This window comes from Halopseudomonas bauzanensis, from assembly GCF_900114735.1.
In the GTDB taxonomy this organism is placed as follows: domain Bacteria; phylum Pseudomonadota; class Gammaproteobacteria; order Pseudomonadales; family Pseudomonadaceae; genus Halopseudomonas; species Halopseudomonas bauzanensis.
Genome location: NZ_FOUA01000003.1, coordinates 142,837 through 158,888, shown reverse-complemented (window position 1 = coordinate 158,888; position 16,052 = coordinate 142,837). Strand labels below are relative to the sequence as shown.

Below are 16,052 nucleotides of genomic sequence, written 5' to 3'. Positions count from 1 at the left end.
ATGGTAGCCGGCACTGCGGCTGGACGGCGGGCCGCGGTGATCGGGGTAGGCTCCCCGGCGGTGGATTCGATCGGCAATTCGGTCTCGTTGGTGTCCCGCATGATGTCCTCTACAGATTATTTCTGCCCGCGCAGTTGTTGCGCAGCATATTTTGCGTAATAGGTGAGAATGGCATCGGCGCCGGCGCGCTTGATAACGGTCAGCGATTCCATGATGACCGCCTCGCTGAGCCAGCCGTTGGCGATTGCGGCCTGATGCATCGCATATTCACCGCTGACCTGGTAGACGAAGGTCGGCACCTGATGCGCATCCTTGACCCGGCGAACGATATCCAGATAGGGCATGCCCGGCTTGACCATGACCATATCGGCACCCTCGGCCAGGTCCTGGCCCACCTCATGCAATGCCTCGTCGCTGTTGGCCGGGTCCATCTGGTAGGTAGCCTTATCCGCCTTGCCCAGATTGCTGGCCGAGCCTACCGCATCGCGGAACGGACCATAATAGGCGCTCGCATACTTGGCTGAATAGGCCAGGATGCGCGTGTTGATCTGACCGGCTGTTTCCAGCGCTTCACGAATCGCGCGGATACGCCCGTCCATCATGTCCGAAGGTGCGACGATGTCGGCACCAGCCTCGGCATGGGACAACGCTTGCTTGACCAGCGCCTCGACGGTGATGTCGTTCAGCACGTAACCCTGTTCATCGATGATGCCGTCCTGGCCATGGGTGGTGAAGGGATCAAGGGCGACGTCGGTGATTACGCCCAGTTCCGGGAACTGCTGTTTCAGCGCTCGGGTGGCGCGCTGGGCCAGTCCTTCCGGGTTCCACGCCTCGGCAGCGTCCAGCGATTTGGCCGAGGTGGGGGTCACCGGGAACAGTGCCACCGCCGGGATCCCCAGGTCGACCAGCTCGGCAGCCTCTTCCAGCAACAGGTCGATCGATAGCCGCTCGACACCCGGCATGGAGGCCACTGGCTCGCGCTGGCCAGCGCCCTCGAGCACGAACACCGGGTAGATCAGGTCATCGGTGCTCAGCCGGGTTTCGCGCATCAGGCGGCGGGAAAAAGCATCCTTGCGCGAGCGGCGCATGCGGGACAAGGGAAAGGGACGATTGACGGGCTGGTTCACTGTAACTCCCAAGGTGTCGGAACACCGGTCTGATGAGTGACTTGGAAGACCGGGACGGGCGGACCTGGGCGGGTGCGGTAGGTCCAGCCCGATGAATGCTCAGGCCTTCCTTATACGTCGAGATTATGACGGAATTGGGACAGTAAACGTAGGGCCATCTTGTCGCGCTGAGGGGCATCGGCTTCGGTGCATACTTCGACCCGGTTGCGACCCAGCGCTTTGGCCCGGTACAACGCCGCGTCGGCTGCCGCCACCAGTGCCGTGTAATCGTGGCCCTGCAGATCGGTGCCGGCCACGCCGAGACTGATACTGAGCATCACCGGCTGATCGGAAATATGATCGCTGTGGTTGTTGACCGCCAGGCGGATACGCTCGGCCACATCGGCCGCCGTTTTGGCATTCAGCCCGGGCAGCAACACCACGAACTCCTCGCCACCGAAACGGCCCAGCAGATCATTGCTGCGCATGTGCAGACGGATGCGCGTCACCAGGTGGCAGAGCACTGCATCGCCGGTCTGGTGGCCGAACTCGTCATTGATGCGCTTGAAATGATCGGCGTCGATCATGATCAGGGTGGCCGGCTGACCCTGTTGGCGCAACACATCGAGCCGGCATTGCGCCTGGTCGTGCATGCTGCGGCGGTTCAACGTGCCGGTCAGCGCATCGTGCTCGGACAGTTGCTGCAGCGCCATGATCGTGCGGTAGTGCGTCATGAGGATGAAGCCGCCGGCCATGCCGATCTGTCCCACCATGACACCCAGCAGGGTCACCGGCTGGATGATCTCGTCGCTGACATCGATTTGCAGCAGCGGGCCGAGCAAGCCGGTGGCGGCACGCGCCAGCAGGCCGAGACCGCTCAACAGCATGATGCCGCCGGTGAACCAGTAAGCCCGGCGCAGCGGTGTGGCCGCCGCCACCAGCAGCTCGCGCGCTGACAGCAGACAGAGCCCGCCCAGGCAGAGGCCGGTGGCTGTCAGCCGGGCGGCAACACTGTCGTGCACGTAGTGGAAGTATCCGAGTACCAGCACCATCAGCAGTGCCAACAGGATCGGCCCGGCCTGGGGCTGGCTCAAGCCTTTGAACGCACGCACGCCAAGCCAGATCACCCCCAAACCCAACACCATCAAGCCGGCAGCCAGGATCTGCGAAATATTGTGGTGCAGCAAACCTTGGCCGATGTCCAGCACCAACCCCATGGTCAGGGCCAGGTTGCCCAGCGCCCAGTGCCGTAATCCTTGTCCACTACCGGAATGCCAGGCGGCCATGATCAGCACCAGGGTCATTACCAGCGTGACCAGCACCAGCGCCAGAGCCAGGGAAAATGTGTTCATGTCGGTTTGCATAAAGCGGGATGATCCTTGTCCGCGATGCGGACCGTCCCAATCCGGAGGTTATCCTGCGTGAACTACGCAGATTAATGTGCCCCGGGAATAGGTTAAAGTGCGACCTTCGCAGGATGTGCGTAGGTTGGCAGAACCGGAATAGCTATACGCCACTATTCATCCTCGGTTCGGAGTATAGGCAGCGATGAGAGGGTTGCATGGTTTTTTTGCGACGGGGACTGCTGGCAGTCTTGGGAATGACCTGGGCGGCGGCTCTGGTCTGGGCCTGGTGGTGGTTCGACGGTTATCACAATCGTACCTTTGAAAGGCCGGCGCATTTTGCCGCGGCGCAGGTGAGTCCGCCCTTTGCTCCGGGGCGGATCCAGGTGATGCATGTATGGCAGGCTGGGTGTCCCTGCAATGCCGGGCATGAGGCCTATATCGCGGACATGACTCGACGGTTCAGTGCCCAGGGGGTGCGTTTTGTCCGCAGCGGCAGTCGGGCAGCCGTTGAGGGTAGCGTGCTGGCTGGGTTGCCGTTCTGGCCGATGCCAGAGGGCTGGTCCGATTGGCCGGGTGGCCCGGCGCTGGCGATCTGGGATGCCGAGGGCAAGCTGGCCTATGTCGGTCCCTATAGCGATGGCGCCAGCTGCAACAGCGACAGCAGTTTCGTCGAGCCGGTAATACGGGCGCTGCTGCAAGGGCGGTCGGTGAATATCACCCAGCAGGATACGGTGGCTTGTCTGTGTGAATTGAAAGAGTAGGACGGGGCGCTACTTGCCCAGCCCCTTGGCCAGCAACCGATCCAGGGCATTGGCGAAGGATTGCTTGTCCTTGTCGCTGAACGGGGCTGGCCCGCCACGACCGGCCAGGCCGGCGCCGCGTAGCTCATCCATCAGGTTGCGCACGGCGAGGCGTTCGCCGATGCTGCTCTGGTCATAGATTTCGCCGCGCGGATTGATTGCGGTGATGCCGCGGCTGACCAAGCCATCAGCCAGGGGAATGTCAGCGGTAACCACCAAGTCCCCGGGCTCGGCATGTTCGATGATATAAAGGTCGGCCACGTCGGCGCCGCCCGGCACCACCACCTGACGCACACCCGGCGCAGGCGCCAGGCCCAGCGCGCTATTGGCCACCAGTACCAGCTGCAGCTCCCGGCGCCGGGCTGCGCGCAGCATGACGTCGCGTACCGGGCGAGGGCAGGCGTCGGCATCGATCCACAGGGTCATGGTTGCTTGCTCATGATTCGGCCAACTCCGCCTGCAGCTGCTCCAGTGCTTCATGGGCATCGAGCCACTGCAGTTCCAGGTCGTCGATACGCTGGCGGCAGTCGGCCTGCTTCGCCAGCAGTTCCTTGAGTCGACCCCGGTGGGCATCGCTGTAGAGCTCGGTGTCGGCCAGTGCGGTTTCGATTTCCTGCATCTGCTGCTGGGCGGCTTCGAGCTGCTGCTCCAGCTTGTCGGCTGCCTTCTTCAGCGGTGCAAGGCGCTGGCGCTGCTCTGCCGCCAGCCGGCGTTGAACCTTGGCATCCACCTTGGGCGCAGCTTGCGATGCGTTATCGGCACCGGCTTGCGCCTGCTGCTGGCGGAACTGAGCAAGCCAGCGGGTGTAGCTGTCGAGGTCCTCGGCATAGGTTGTCAGTCGGCCGTCCGCCACCAGCCAGAGTTCATCCGTGGTGTCGCGGATCAGCGCCCGGTCGTGGGACACCAGCAGCATGGCGCCCTCGAAATTCTGCAGCGCCACGGTCAGGGCATGGCGCATTTCCATGTCCAGGTGGTTGGTGGGCTCATCCAGCAACAACAGGTTGGGTTTCTGCCAGGCGATCAGCGCCAGGGCCAGACGCGCTTTTTCACCGCCGGAGAAATGCAGCACTGGTTCTTCGGCGCGGCTGCCATGGAAGTCGAAACCGCCGAGAAAGTTGCGCAGCTCCTGTTCGCGCTGCTGCGGCGCGATGCGTGCCAGGTGCAGCAGCGGGCTGGCCTCCGGATCGAGGCTGTCCAACTGATGCTGGGCGAAATAGCCAATAGCCAAGTGTTCGCCGGTCTTCAGCTCGCCGGCGATCAGCGGCAGGCTGCCTGCGAGGGTTTTGATCAGCGTCGATTTGCCGGCCCCGTTCGGGCCAAGGATGCCGATGCGCGCGCCTGGGGCCAGCTGCAGCTTGACATGCTGCAGAATGGCCGTGCCGGCGTAGCCCAGTGTGGCGTCATGCAGATCCAGCAACGGACTGGATTGGCTGTCCGCCTCGCGGAAGCTGAAGTTGAAAGGCGAGTCGACGTGCGCCGGGCCCAGCAACTCCATTCGTTCCAATGCCTTGAGACGGCTTTGCGCCTGACGAGCCTTGGTCGCCTGGGCGCGGAACCGGGCGATGTATTTCTGCATATGTTCGCGCTGGGCCTGCTGCTTCTCGAAGGCCGCCTGTTGCTGGCTGAGACGTTCGGCACGGGTGCGCTCGAACTGGCTGTAGCCGCCGCGATAGAGCGTCAGCTTGCGTGACTCCACATGCACGATATGCTCGACCACTGCATCCAGGAAATCCCGGTCATGGGAGATCAGCAGCAGGGTGCCCTGATAACTTTTCAGCCAATCTTCCAGCCAGAGAATGGCGTCCAGATCGAGGTGGTTGGTCGGCTCATCAAGCAGCAGCAGGTCGGAGGGACACATCAGCGCCTGGGCCAGGTTCAAGCGCATCCGCCAGCCACCGGAGAAGTCCCCGACGCGCGCCTCGCACTGTGCCGAGCTGAAGCCCAGTCCGGCGAGCAGCGTGCGGGCGCGGCTATCGGCGCTGAAGCCATCGTGGGCTTCCAGTTCGGCGTACAGGGTACCGAGGCGGGTGGGCTGCTGTTGCTGCTCGGCTTCAGCCAGTTGGCGCTGGATCGCCCGCAGGCGCTGGTCGCCATCAAGCACATAATCAACCGCCAGGCGGTCGAGGTTTTCGATCTCCTGACGCATATGGGAGATACGCCAGTCCGCCGGCAGCGAACAGTCGCCGGCGTCGGGCGTCAGTTCGCCACGCAGCAGAGCGAACAGGCTGGACTTGCCGGCTCCGTTGGTGCCGAGCAGGCCGGCTTTCTGGCCGGGGTGCAGGGTCAGGTTGGCGTTTTCCAGCAGCCGCAGCGGGCCGCGTTGCAAAGTCAGGGATTCGATCTTTATCATGGCGCGGAGTATATCAGTGTGCCGCGCACAGGAGAGGACTTCGATGGGCCGATTGTCGCTGACCGAATACGCGGGTCGACTGTACGTCCAGCCTGGCGTCGAGCCCCTGTTGCTGGAGCTGCAGGATGAGGGTGGCCAAGATGTATTGCTGCTATTGGTAGCCTGCTGGCTGGGCGCACGCGGGGTCCGTGCGGACGCGCCATTGTGGCAATCGCTGCGTGATCGGCAGGCGCCGTGGCGCGAACGGGTAATCGAGCCGCTGCGCCAGGTGCGGCGCGCCTTGACTGGTGATGCCGGTGCCGCCACGTTGCGCTCCCAGGTGAAGGATTGCGAGCTGGCAGCGGAGTGGCAGCAACTGGCTCGACTGCAGCAGTGCTGCGAGCCGCTGGTGCCGGATGAGGTGCCGCCGGAACCGGCTATCCAGGCCCACTTACTGTTATATGCGGGGACGGAACAGCAGGCACGACTGGATGCCCTGGCGGCGTTGGTGATATCGATGGAGAAGAATGCCGCCGCCGGTGGTTAACCGGCGGTGACACTGCATCGTTACTCGGCAGGGTCCGCAGCTGGCGCTGCAGCGGGCTTGCGGCGGGTGCGGCGCGGCGTCTGGCGGTTGCCGGAGCGGGGCGCGGGGGTGGGATTGTCGCGCTTTTCGATGGCCTGGGTGACCTGCAGGTCGATCCGATCCAGCCCCTTGGCCAGGCGCAGGGTCTGGCGCACGTCCTGTTGCAACTGGCGGATGTAGTCCTGGGCTTCGTCGCGGGATTGGCTCAGGGCCGCCATGGCCGTGGTCAATTCCTCGATCTTGGCGGTGACCTTTTCCACCGGCTTGTCGCCGTCCTGTTGGCGGGCTGCCAGTTTCTGCTGGGCTTCGGTGAGCTTCTCTTGCAGCTTCACTTGTTCGCGGTCGAGCTTTTCCAGCGCCTTGTGGGCATCGGCCTCGGCCTGGGTGCAGGCTTCGGCCAGGTGCTCGTTCAGCGTGCGTGCCAATACCTGCAGCAGATGCAGCGGGGTTGGTACGCGCGCGGACTTCTGGTCTTCGGTTCTACCGGTCACGTATTACTCCATTGTCTCGGTGACGTGGGTGTTGCGATAGGCGGTGTGCAGCACTTCGATCAGGCAATCCTCCAATTCGAAGCGCTCCAGCAGCAGGCCGCCCAATTTCATCAGACGTGAGTGCATGACGTCCACCTTGAGCGTGCGCTTGGTGTTGGCGCCATAATAGTCGTTGAATATGACAGCGAACTGGGTGATGGTCTCGATGCGCGGAATGACCTGACGGATCAGGCCCAAAGCGCGCTCGTCACCAGCCTCCTCGGCGCCGCGCACGAGTTGTTCATAAACGGCGAAATGTCCGGCTGATACATAGTCGACCAGACAGCTGCAAAAGTTATTGAGCAATTGCTGCGTGCTGATATCGGGATCCTGGCGGTCGCGCAGAGCAATGTAGTGCTCTACAAGCTTACTGCGCTCAGCCAGCCAGCGGTCGATGAGCTTGTCGACGCCACCCCAGCGTTCCTGGGCTGTTGTGCACCTTTCCAGCATGATCCACCTCGTCTTGCCTTGTGAGCCGGGATTGGGATTGCTGTTCCCGTGGAGCAACAGAATAGGCCAGTCCGTGCCGCGGTATCAAGACTTACGAGGTAGGGGGTAGGCCGTCAGTCCTGGCGGCGCAACAGTTGTACCAGACCGAACAGGCCCATGGTGATAAACACCAGCAATGTGCACTCGGCAATGCTCAGGCCGAGAAAGGTCCAGGTTACCTTGGCGCAATCGGCGGTGCCGCTGAATAACAGGGTGAGCATCTCTACCACCGGCAGCACATCGATCATGTAATCGAGGCTGGGCAGGCAGGACGGTAGTTGGTCGGCAGGCTGATGCTGCAGCCAGATCTGCCGGCTGGCGGTGGCACCACCGAATATCGCGAACAGCAGCACGCCTGCGGCATAGAAGCGGGTCGCCAAGCTGCGTTTGCGGTTGGCTCTGGGCTGCGGATTGTGCAGTACTGCGGCCAGGCAAAGCAGGCCGATCAGCAGGATTGCAAAACGCTGCACGATGCACAGTGGGCAGGGCAGCAGCCCCATGACGTATTCCATGTAGTACGCCGCCGCCAACAGCAGCACGCAGGCAATGAAGGCTAGCAGGTAGAGCGGGCGTGAAGCGGGCAAGGTCATGCGCACATCCATAGATGGGAGAAAGCGGCAGATACCTTAGATGATGGCAGGGTGGCTGACAAGGGGTGTCGCCGGCCGCGAGCGGGCCGGCGAGTGGACAATCAGGCCTCGGCTTCGGCTGCCTCGGCGACCCGACGCTGTTCGGATTGGGCGAACAGTGCATCGAAATTGACCGGGGCCAGCATCAGGGGAGGGAAGCTGCCACGCAGTACCAGGTTGTCGATCGCTTCGCGGGCATAGGGGAACAGGATGTTCGGGCAGAAGGCGCCGAGAGTATGGCGCATGCCAGCCTCGTCCAGACCGTTGATGGCAAAGATGCCGGCCTGCTGTACTTCGGCGATGAAGGTAACGTCCTGTTCGCCGTTGATGACGGTGACCGACAGGCTCAATACCACTTCGTGGATGCCATCCTGCAGCTCAGTGTGGCGGGTATTCAGGTCGAGGTTGACCTGGGGGTTCCACTGGCTCTGGAACACCGCCGGCGCCTTGGGCGACTCGAAGGAGAGGTCCTTGACGTAGATGCGCTGCAGATTGAACTGCACCTGAGGCTGGTTGCTCTGTGCGCCATTGGCGGTTGCGTTGTTCTGTTGTTCGTCAGCCATGTTCGGTCCTTGTTTTATTCCAGTGGTCTTGGGTAGGCAGTCAGCCCGCCAGCATTGTATCCAGTTTGCCTGAGCGTTCCAGCGCTACCAGCTCATCACACCCACCGACATGCGCGTCGTTGATCCAGATTTGCGGCACCGAGGTGCGGCCGGCCAGGCGCGCCATCTCGGCACGCACTGCGGGTTTGCCATCCACCCGGATCTCGTTGTAACTGACTCCCTTGCTGTCCAGCAACTGTTTGGCGCGGATGCAGAAAGGGCAGTAATTACTGCTGTAGATGGTGATATCAGTCATATCGTCAACTCTTTACCAGAGGCAGGTTGTCCGAACGCCAGCCACCCACGCCCTGTGCCAGGCGGTGCACATGGGTGTAGCCAGCGGCCTTGAGCTGCTTGGAAAGGGCGCCGGCATGCTGGCCGTTGGCGCATGCCAGGATGATCGGTTTGTCCTTGTGCTTCTCCAGTTCGACCATGCGTTTGGCGAAGCTATCCTGTGGAATGTTGATGGAATCGACGATATGACCGGCAGCGAAGTCTTTCTTCGACCGCACATCGACGACCAATGCATTCTCCCGGTTGATCAGCGCCGTGGCCTGCTGGGTGGTAATGGCTTTGCCCGCCTTGCGGCCTTCGGTGATGATCAACAGCGCAAGTACAACCAGAAAGGCGCTAGTCAGCCAATAATGGTTGCCTATGAATTCGATAAGGTGCTGTAGAAACTGCATGGATGTATGATTCCGGAACCGTTGAAGGCCGCCAGTATACACAGCCCGGTCGGGCGGCAGAACCTCCCGGTGTGCATGACACACCGCGGTCGGCCAAGTAAACTGGCGCCAGCGCGCCTGCCGGGGCTCGGCAGTGCACTCTCATGCCTCTTTCATACAGCGAGTCTAATCGGATGACAGCAACTCCCAAACCCGTGGTATTGATGATTCTGGATGGTTTTGGACACAGTGAATCACCTGAGTCCAATGCCATCATGGCCGCCAACACCCCTGTCTGGGATCGTCTATGGGCGAACGCTCCGCACACTCTGGTTTCCGGTTCGGGCATGGATGTCGGCCTGCCGGACGGGCAGATGGGCAACTCCGAGGTCGGTCACATGAATCTGGGCGCCGGCCGCGTGGTGTACCAGGATTTCACCCGGGTCACCAAGGCTATCGCCGACGGAGAATTCTTCGACAATCCAACCATCTGTCAGGCGGTGGACAAAGCGGTACAGGCCGGTCGCGCCGTGCATGTCATGGGGCTGCTGTCGCCGGGCGGGGTGCATAGCCATGAGGAGCAGCTGGTCGCCATGGTCGAGCTGGCTGCCCGTCGCGGTGCCGAGCAGATTCAGGTGCATGCCTTTCTCGATGGGCGCGATACGCCCCCGAAAAGCGCTGCGCCGTCGCTGGTCCTGCTCGAACAGGCCTACCAGCGTCTGGGCAAGGGCCGTACCGCAAGCCTGATCGGCCGCTATTTCGCCATGGACCGGGACAATCGCTGGGAGCGGGTCCAGGCTGCCTACAATCTGATTACCGAAGGTCAGGGTGAATTCCGCGCTGCCACCGCCGCCGCCGGCCTGGAAGCTGCCTATGAGCGCGGCGAGAGCGACGAGTTCGTCAAGGCGACGGTCATCGGCGAGCCGGTGCGAGTGGAGGATGGCGATGCGGTGATCTTCATGAACTTCCGCGCCGACCGCGCCCGTGAATTGACCCGGGCCTTCGTCCAGCCGGACTTTGATGGCTTCGCTCGCCAGCGCGCGCTGAACATGGCGGGCTACGTCATGCTCACCCAATATGCTGCTGACATTCCGGCGCCCTGCGCCTTCCCGCCATCCGCACTGACCAACGTGCTGGGTGAGTACCTGGCCAGCCAGGGCAAGACCCAGCTGCGCATTGCCGAGACCGAGAAGTACGCCCACGTTACCTTCTTCTTTTCCGGCGGCCGCGAAGAGCCGTTCGAGGGCGAAGAGCGCATCCTGATTCCATCGCCCAAGGTCGCTACCTATGACCTGCAACCGGAGATGAGCGCACCGGAAGTGACCGACCGCATCGTCGAAGCGATCGAACAGCAGCGTTATGACGCCATCATCGTCAACTACGCCAACGGCGACATGGTCGGCCATACCGGTGTATTCGAGGCAGCGGTCAAGGCGGTCGAGTGCCTGGATCATTGCATTGGCCGCATCGAGGCAGCACTGGCCAAGGTCGGTGGCGAAGCCCTGATCACCGCTGACCACGGCAACGTCGAACAGATGGCTGATGCCAGCACCGGCCAGGCTCACACCGCGCATACCTGCGAACCGGTTCCCTTCGTGTATGTTGGCCCGCGCCGGGTGAGCATGCGCGATGGCGGCATTCTCTCCGATGTGGCGCCCACGGTACTGACTCTGTTGGGGCTGCAACAGCCGGTGGAAATGACCGGCCGCTCCATCGTCAGTCTGCACAACTGAACGCCGCCATGGGCATGCGGTCATGGGCGGGATTATTGCTGTGCCTGATGCTGCTGCCGGCATTGCCTGCCGCGGCGCAGCCGGCTGATGCGGAAAAGGCCCGGGCGGAGTTGAAGCAGGCCGAGCAGGAAATCGTCCGGCTGAAGAAGCTGCTCGGCTCGATCAGGCAGGAAGCCTCCGGTCTGGAAAAGGAGCTGCAGAACAGCGAGAGCGAGATCGGCCGATTGCGCCGCGAGAGCGGCGAGCTGGAACAGCAGATTCGCGAAGGCGAAAGCCGGTTGCAGGATCTGCAGCAGCAGGCCGAGGCGTTGCAGGTGGCGCTCGAGGCCCAGCAGGACCAGATCGCCCGGCAGGTCCGGGCCGCCTACATGGCCGGGCAGCAGGATTATCTGAAGATGGTGCTCAATCAGGACGACCCCTCGCGGGTTGCCCGCATGCTGCGTTATTACGGCTATGTCAGCCGCGCGCGGGTCGAAGAGATCGAGCGCTACAGTGACACCATTGAGCAGATCCGCGAAGCCAGTGCGCAAATCGCCAGCCAGCAGACCGCGCTGCAGCAGGACCGTCAGGCCCTGGCAGCGCGCCAGGGTGAACTGGAAGCCGAGCGTGAAAAGCGTAGCCAGGTGCTTGCCGGGCTGCGTGAGCGCAGCCAGTCGCGGCAACAGCAGATTACCCGGCGCGAAAGCGAGCGGGCCGAACTGGCGGCCCTGATCAAGAAGCTCGATGAAGCCATCACCAGCATCCCGGCGCCGGCCGGTAGCCTGCCCTTCGCCCAGGCCAAGGGCAAGTTGCCGATGCCAGTGAGCGGGCCTATCCGGGCACGCTTCGGCAGCCAGCGGGGCGCCGATTCCCGGCTCAAGTGGGATGGTTTGTTGATCGGCGCGCGGGAAGGCGCGCAGGTGCACGCTGTGCATGGCGGGCGCGTGGTCTTTGCCGATTGGCTGCGCGGCTCCGGCCTGCTGCTCATTCTTGACCACGGCAACGGTTACCTGAGCCTGTACGGTCACAACCAGAGTCTGCTGCGGGATGTCGGCAGTTGGGTGCAGCCGGGCGAGGCCATTGCCACCGTCGGCAACAGCGGTGGGCTGGGCGAGGCAGCGCTGTATTTCTCCATCCGTCATCGCGGGCAGGCTCTGGATCCGGCTGCCTGGTGTATGCTTTCCAGTTGAGAACGCTTTGAAAAATCCCCTGGGCTCGGTCATGCTGCAGTGTCTCGCTGCGCTTTGCGGGGTGGTGGGGTTCGCTGAGTGACTTCGTGCGGCCGGAAGTCATCAGTTAAATTCCGGCCTGGCTGGAATCTTTTACGGATCCAACGTCTTGACTTGGAGAATTCGATGACCGCTGTGCAGAAAATGTCCATCGCTTGCGTGAGCTTCATGCTCGGCTTCATGCCCGTACAGGCTCAGGACAGGGAAGCTGCGGCCCCGCTTCCGCTCAATGAACTGCGCACCTTTACCGAGGTGCTGGAGCGAATTCGTACCTCCTATGTCGAGCCGGTGGACGATGCCACCTTATTGGAGAATGCCATCCGCGGGATGCTCGAAGGGCTGGACCCGCACTCGGCCTATCTCGAACCCGAAGCCTTCCAGGGGCTGCAGGACACCACCAGTGGCCAGTTCGGCGGGCTGGGTATCGAGGTGGGACAGGAAGATGGTTTCATCAAGGTCATCTCCCCGATTGATGACACCCCGGCCTCCCGCGCTGGCATCGAGCCAGGGGACCTGATTGTCAAGATCGATGATCATCCGGTCAAGGGCATGAGCCTGGTGGACGCGGTCGACAGAATGCGCGGGCCGGCGGGCTCAAAGATTACCCTGACCCTGGTACGTGGCGCCGGCCGGCCGTTCGATGTGCAGCTGGAACGCGCGGTGATCAAGGTCAAGAGCTTGCGCACCGAAACGCTCGAGCCGGGCTATGCCTACCTGCGTATCACTCAGTTCCAGAACAATACGGGCGACGAGGTCCGGCGCAGTCTCAAGACCCTGACCGACAAGGGCGAGCTCAAGGGTATCGTGATGGATCTGCGCAACAATCCCGGTGGTGTGCTGCAGTCCGCCGTGGAAGTGGCTGATGCCTTCCTCACCGGGGGGCTGATCGTCTACACCGAGGGTCGGTTGCCCAATACCGAGATGCGCTTCAATGCCTCCTCGGCCAACCCCGGCAAGGATATCCCCATGGTGGTGTTGATCAACGGCGGCTCGGCCTCGGCCTCGGAGATCGTCGCCGGCGCGCTGCAGGATCGTGGGCGGGCGGTGATCATGGGGACCGACAGTTTCGGCAAGGGTTCGGTGCAGACGGTATTGCCGCTGAACAATGACCGTGCGCTGAAGCTGACCACAGCGCTCTATTTCACGCCCAATGGCCGATCGATTCAGGCCCAGGGCATCGTGCCGGATATTCGCGTGGAGCGGGCGCAGCTGACCCGCAACGATGAAGAAGCCAGCTACCGCGAGGCGGATCTGCTCGGCCATCTGAATAATATCAATGGCGAAGAAACCCCGACCCTGCGTACACCCCCTACGGATGCCACGGCCGAGCGTGATGCCGACTACCAGTTGAATCAGGCCTTGAACCTGCTCAAGGGGCTGAATATTACCCGCCGTCGATGAGGCGCTTGCCCGGCCGGTGGCCCGCCGCGCGTCTATTGATGGCCGCATGGCTGACGCTGATGTTGGCCGCCTGCGGCGACTCGGACGAGCCGGAAGTTCCCGCCTCTGCTGAACCGCCGGCGGTGGAGGTGGCAGGGCCGGCTACGGCGGTCATCCAGCAGGACGACGCCTATTACGACGAGTTGCGGGCGCGCTGGTTTGCGTTGGAGCATGCCGAGCGAAGCGCTGCAGCAAGCCCCGGCTCCCACAATGCTGATCCTGAGCAAGCACCGCTATCGGCGGAACCGGAGCCGGTTTCGGAGCTGCCGGTGGCGGTCCTCGAGCCGGAATCCACGCCTGCCATCGGGATCATCATCGACGATCTGGGGCACAGCCTGAGCCGCGGCCGGCGCATCATCGCCCTGCCGGCCCCGGTGGCACTGGCTATCCTGCCCCACACGCAGGCGGCCCAACTGCTGGCAAGTGAAGCTGCCGTCGCCGGCAAGACAGTGATACTCCATCAGCCCATGGAGAACGGCGCGGCGCTGGCGATTGGGCCAGGCGGTCTGTATGCCGATATGGACAGAGCCAAGCTGGAGCAAACCCTGCAGGCCAACCTCAACAACTTTGTGCCCATTCAGGGGGTCAACAACCATATGGGCAGCCGCCTGACCAGCGACCGTCAGGCGATGGACTGGGTGATGCAGGTGCTGGCTGCGCGCGGGCTGTTCTTTATCGACAGCCGCACCTCGGCGGCAACCCAGGCTGCCTTCGCTGCCGAGGCGGCGGGCGTGCGGCACCTGTCGCGGGACGTGTTTCTCGACAATGAGCGCACCTTTGAGGCCATCGACGCCGCTTTCCAGCACGCCCTGACGCTGGCACGCAAACAGGGTAGTGCGCTGATCATCGGGCACCCTTATCCGCAGACGCTGGAATATCTGGAGCAGCGGTTGCCTGAGCTGCAGCGTGAGGAGGGAGTAAAGGTGGTCAGTCTGGAGGCGTTGCTGGCGCGCAAGTACCGGAATTGATCTCGAATTGTGGGAGCGGCTGGGGTTACAGCCGCATCTCGATGCCGCGTTCGGCCATGTAGGCCTTGGCTTCGCCGACGGTGAACTCGCCGAAATGGAAGATGCTGGCGGCCAGTACCGCATCGGCGCCGCCGAGCAGGACGCCGTCGGCCAGGTGCTGCAGATTGCCGACGCCACCGGAGGCGATTACCGGCACATTGACCGCGTCACTGATGGCGCGGGTCACGCCCAGATCGTAGCCGCTCTTCACGCCGTCCTGATCCATACTGGTCAGCAGAATCTCACCGGCGCCCAGCGCCTCCATCTTCTTCGCCCACTCGACCGCATCCAGCCCGGTGGGCTTGCGGCCGCCGTGGGTGAAGATTTCCCAGCGTGCCGGCTCGCCGGGTGCGGACACCCGCTTGGCATCGATGGCGACGACGATGCACTGGGAGCCGAAGCGGTCGGCAGCCTCGCCGACGAACTCCGGCGTGAACACTGCGGCGGAGTTGATCGACACCTTGTCGGCGCCTGCATTGAGCAGGTTGCGGATATCCTGCACGGTGCGCACACCACCGCCCACGGTCAGCGGAATGAATACCTCGCTGGCCATGCGTTCGACGGTGTGCAGGGTGGTGTCGCGGCCTTCATGGGTGGCAGTGATGTCGAGGAAAGTGATTTCGTCGGCACCCTGTTCGTTATAGCGGCGGGCGATTTCCACCGGGTCGCCGGCGTCGCGGATATTCTCGAACTTCACGCCTTTGACGACGCGGCCATTCTCCACGTCGAGGCAGGGGATGATGCGTTTGGCGAGGCTCATGGGCGGCTCCAGATCAAGGGTAACAGCGAGTGCAATCTTCGCGGCGAGGCGCCGCTCCTACCGTGGAACGGCCTGGTCGCACAGCGCCTGGGCTTCAGCTACATCCAGGGTGCCTTCATAGATGGCACGGCCGGTGATGGCGCCAATGATGCCAGGGGCGTTGGCGTTCAGCAGGCTCTGGATATCGCCCAGGTTATGAATGCCGCCCGAGGCGATGACCGGGATCGAGGTGGCATTGGCCAGCGCGGCGGTAGCTTCGACGTTGCAGCCCTGCATCATGCCGTCCTTGGCGATGTCGGTATAGACGATCGCGGAGACACCATCTGCTTCAAAGCGCTTGGCCAGGTCGATTACCTGGACATTGCTGACTTCAGCCCAGCCGTCGGTGGCGACGAAGCCGTCCTTGGCGTCCAGGCCGACAATGACCTTGCCGGGAAAGGCGCGACAGGCTTCACCGACGAACTCCGGCTGCTTCACCGCCTTGGTACCGATGATCACGTAGCTGACCCCGGCGCGAACATAATGCTCGATGGTTTCCAGCGAACGGATGCCGCCGCCGATCTGGATCGGCAGGTCGGGATAACGTTTGGCAATGGCGGTGACCACCTCGCCATTGACCGGCTTGCCCTCGAAGGCGCCATTCAGGTCCACCAGATGCAACCGCCGGCAGCCGGCCTCGACCCACTTGGCCGCCATGGCCACGGGGTCATCGGAAAATACCGTGGCATCGTCCATCAGCCCTTGGCGCAGGCGCACGCAAGCGCCGTCCTTGAGATCGATAGCGGGGATAATCAGCATTGTCTTGTTCCTTTAACGGGTGTG

The 16,052-nt window shown here is 62.8% G+C and carries 18 protein-coding genes; 6 read left to right on the top strand and 12 right to left on the bottom strand.

Annotated elements, in window-relative coordinates:
• Positions 1–116 precede the first annotated feature (116 nt).
• Both hemB and BM267_RS09130 read right to left on the bottom strand, forming a co-directional pair.
• Entirely contained in the window at positions 117–1,127 is a 1,011-nt protein-coding gene (gene hemB / locus BM267_RS09135) for a porphobilinogen synthase (RefSeq protein ID WP_036989042.1), read from the bottom strand.
• A gap of 110 nt (positions 1,128–1,237) precedes the next feature.
• Complete coding sequence (locus BM267_RS09130; protein WP_051610755.1) at positions 1,238–2,458, bottom strand: GGDEF domain-containing protein; 1,221 nt, start codon at positions 2,456–2,458, stop codon at positions 1,238–1,240.
• A gap of 209 nt (positions 2,459–2,667) precedes the next feature.
• On the opposite strand from BM267_RS09130, the gene BM267_RS09125 reads away from it, so the two are divergent.
• Positions 2,668–3,213 (top strand): DUF6436 domain-containing protein, encoded by a 546-nt coding sequence (locus BM267_RS09125; RefSeq protein WP_074779450.1) that lies wholly within the window; start codon positions 2,668–2,670, stop codon positions 3,211–3,213.
• 9 nt (positions 3,214–3,222) lie between these two features.
• Here the strand turns inward: BM267_RS09125 and BM267_RS09120 are convergent, their stop codons facing one another.
• Both BM267_RS09120 and BM267_RS09115 read right to left on the bottom strand, forming a co-directional pair.
• Positions 3,223–3,678, bottom strand: coding sequence for a YaiI/YqxD family protein (locus tag BM267_RS09120; RefSeq protein WP_036989046.1), 456 nt, complete (start codon positions 3,676–3,678; stop codon positions 3,223–3,225).
• 10 nt (positions 3,679–3,688) lie between these two features.
• Positions 3,689–5,602, bottom strand: a complete 1,914-nt coding sequence (locus BM267_RS09115; protein ID WP_074779448.1) for an ATP-binding cassette domain-containing protein — start codon at positions 5,600–5,602, stop codon at positions 3,689–3,691.
• 43 nt (positions 5,603–5,645) lie between these two features.
• Here BM267_RS09115 and BM267_RS09110 point away from each other — a divergent pair, with 43 nt between their 5' ends.
• The gene (locus BM267_RS09110) at positions 5,646–6,128 is read left to right on the top strand and encodes a TIGR02444 family protein (protein WP_074779446.1); all 483 of its coding nucleotides are present in this window, start codon (positions 5,646–5,648) and stop codon (positions 6,126–6,128) included.
• 20 nt (positions 6,129–6,148) lie between these two features.
• Here BM267_RS09110 and BM267_RS09105 read toward each other — a convergent pair whose 3' ends face one another.
• The 6 genes from BM267_RS09105 to BM267_RS09080 all read right to left on the bottom strand — a co-directional run bounded on the left by BM267_RS09105 (position 6,149) and on the right by BM267_RS09080 (position 9,103).
• Positions 6,149–6,658: a hypothetical protein gene (locus BM267_RS09105; protein ID WP_036989050.1), complete on the bottom strand. Its 510-nt coding sequence runs from the start codon at positions 6,656–6,658 to the stop codon at positions 6,149–6,151.
• Between the two features lie 3 nt (positions 6,659–6,661).
• Positions 6,662–7,147: an Rsd/AlgQ family anti-sigma factor gene (locus BM267_RS09100; protein ID WP_036989051.1), complete on the bottom strand. Its 486-nt coding sequence runs from the start codon at positions 7,145–7,147 to the stop codon at positions 6,662–6,664.
• 113 nt (positions 7,148–7,260) lie between these two features.
• A complete protein-coding gene (locus BM267_RS09095; RefSeq protein ID WP_036990138.1) occupies positions 7,261–7,776 on the bottom strand; it encodes a disulfide bond formation protein B in 516 nt (171 codons plus the stop codon).
• Positions 7,777–7,877: 101 nt separating this feature from the next.
• Positions 7,878–8,378: a protein-export chaperone SecB gene (secB, locus tag BM267_RS09090; protein ID WP_074779444.1), complete on the bottom strand. Its 501-nt coding sequence runs from the start codon at positions 8,376–8,378 to the stop codon at positions 7,878–7,880.
• Positions 8,379–8,418: 40 nt separating this feature from the next.
• Positions 8,419–8,673 (bottom strand): glutaredoxin 3, encoded by a 255-nt coding sequence (grxC, locus tag BM267_RS09085; protein ID WP_036989053.1) that lies wholly within the window; start codon positions 8,671–8,673, stop codon positions 8,419–8,421.
• A gap of 4 nt (positions 8,674–8,677) precedes the next feature.
• Complete coding sequence (locus BM267_RS09080) at positions 8,678–9,103, bottom strand: rhodanese-like domain-containing protein (protein WP_074779442.1); 426 nt, start codon at positions 9,101–9,103, stop codon at positions 8,678–8,680.
• A gap of 173 nt (positions 9,104–9,276) precedes the next feature.
• Here BM267_RS09080 and gpmI point away from each other — a divergent pair, with 173 nt between their 5' ends.
• The 4 genes from gpmI (at position 9,277) to BM267_RS09060 (ending at position 14,431) form a co-directional block, all read left to right on the top strand.
• Positions 9,277–10,815 (top strand): 2,3-bisphosphoglycerate-independent phosphoglycerate mutase, encoded by a 1,539-nt coding sequence (gpmI, locus tag BM267_RS09075; RefSeq protein WP_036989055.1) that lies wholly within the window; start codon positions 9,277–9,279, stop codon positions 10,813–10,815.
• A gap of 8 nt (positions 10,816–10,823) precedes the next feature.
• Positions 10,824–11,984, top strand: a complete 1,161-nt coding sequence (locus BM267_RS09070) for a murein hydrolase activator EnvC family protein (protein ID WP_083392469.1) — start codon at positions 10,824–10,826, stop codon at positions 11,982–11,984.
• A 165-nt stretch (positions 11,985–12,149) separates the two neighbouring features.
• The gene (locus tag BM267_RS09065) at positions 12,150–13,424 is read left to right on the top strand and encodes a S41 family peptidase (RefSeq protein WP_074779440.1); all 1,275 of its coding nucleotides are present in this window, start codon (positions 12,150–12,152) and stop codon (positions 13,422–13,424) included.
• A 38-nt stretch (positions 13,425–13,462) separates the two neighbouring features.
• Entirely contained in the window at positions 13,463–14,431 is a 969-nt protein-coding gene (locus BM267_RS09060; protein ID WP_074779438.1) for a divergent polysaccharide deacetylase family protein, read from the top strand.
• Between the two features lie 25 nt (positions 14,432–14,456).
• Here the strand turns inward: BM267_RS09060 and hisF are convergent, their stop codons facing one another.
• Both hisF and hisA read right to left on the bottom strand, forming a co-directional pair.
• Positions 14,457–15,230, bottom strand: a complete 774-nt coding sequence (gene hisF, locus BM267_RS09055) for an imidazole glycerol phosphate synthase subunit HisF (RefSeq protein ID WP_036989058.1) — start codon at positions 15,228–15,230, stop codon at positions 14,457–14,459.
• A gap of 57 nt (positions 15,231–15,287) precedes the next feature.
• On the bottom strand, positions 15,288–16,028 hold the full coding sequence (gene hisA, locus BM267_RS09050; RefSeq protein ID WP_036989059.1) for a 1-(5-phosphoribosyl)-5-[(5-phosphoribosylamino)methylideneamino]imidazole-4-carboxamide isomerase: 741 nt from the start codon (positions 16,026–16,028) through the stop codon (positions 15,288–15,290).
• Positions 16,029–16,052: the final 24 nt, after the last annotated feature.

Coding starts and splice junctions, on each gene's coding strand:
- BM267_RS09130 (WP_051610755.1), bottom strand. CDS start 2,458: ATGAACACATTTTCCCTGGCTCTGGCGCTGGTGCTGGTCACGCTGGTA.
- BM267_RS09125 (WP_074779450.1), top strand. CDS start 2,668: ATGGTTTTTTTGCGACGGGGACTGCTGGCAGTCTTGGGAATGACCTGG.
- BM267_RS09120 (WP_036989046.1), bottom strand. CDS start 3,678: ATGACCCTGTGGATCGATGCCGACGCCTGCCCTCGCCCGGTACGCGAC.
- BM267_RS09115 (WP_074779448.1), bottom strand. CDS start 5,602: ATGATAAAGATCGAATCCCTGACTTTGCAACGCGGCCCGCTGCGGCTG.
- BM267_RS09110 (WP_074779446.1), top strand. CDS start 5,646: ATGGGCCGATTGTCGCTGACCGAATACGCGGGTCGACTGTACGTCCAG.
- BM267_RS09100 (WP_036989051.1), bottom strand. CDS start 7,147: ATGCTGGAAAGGTGCACAACAGCCCAGGAACGCTGGGGTGGCGTCGAC.
- BM267_RS09095 (WP_036990138.1), bottom strand. CDS start 7,776: ATGACCTTGCCCGCTTCACGCCCGCTCTACCTGCTAGCCTTCATTGCC.
- secB (WP_074779444.1), bottom strand. CDS start 8,378: ATGGCTGACGAACAACAGAACAACGCAACCGCCAATGGCGCACAGAGC.
- grxC (WP_036989053.1), bottom strand. CDS start 8,673: ATGACTGATATCACCATCTACAGCAGTAATTACTGCCCTTTCTGCATC.
- BM267_RS09080 (WP_074779442.1), bottom strand. CDS start 9,103: ATGCAGTTTCTACAGCACCTTATCGAATTCATAGGCAACCATTATTGG.
- gpmI (WP_036989055.1), top strand. CDS start 9,277: ATGACAGCAACTCCCAAACCCGTGGTATTGATGATTCTGGATGGTTTT.
- BM267_RS09070 (WP_083392469.1), top strand. CDS start 10,824: ATGGGCATGCGGTCATGGGCGGGATTATTGCTGTGCCTGATGCTGCTG.
- BM267_RS09065 (WP_074779440.1), top strand. CDS start 12,150: ATGACCGCTGTGCAGAAAATGTCCATCGCTTGCGTGAGCTTCATGCTC.
- BM267_RS09060 (WP_074779438.1), top strand. CDS start 13,463: ATGGCCGCATGGCTGACGCTGATGTTGGCCGCCTGCGGCGACTCGGAC.
- hisF (WP_036989058.1), bottom strand. CDS start 15,230: ATGAGCCTCGCCAAACGCATCATCCCCTGCCTCGACGTGGAGAATGGC.
- hisA (WP_036989059.1), bottom strand. CDS start 16,028: ATGCTGATTATCCCCGCTATCGATCTCAAGGACGGCGCTTGCGTGCGC.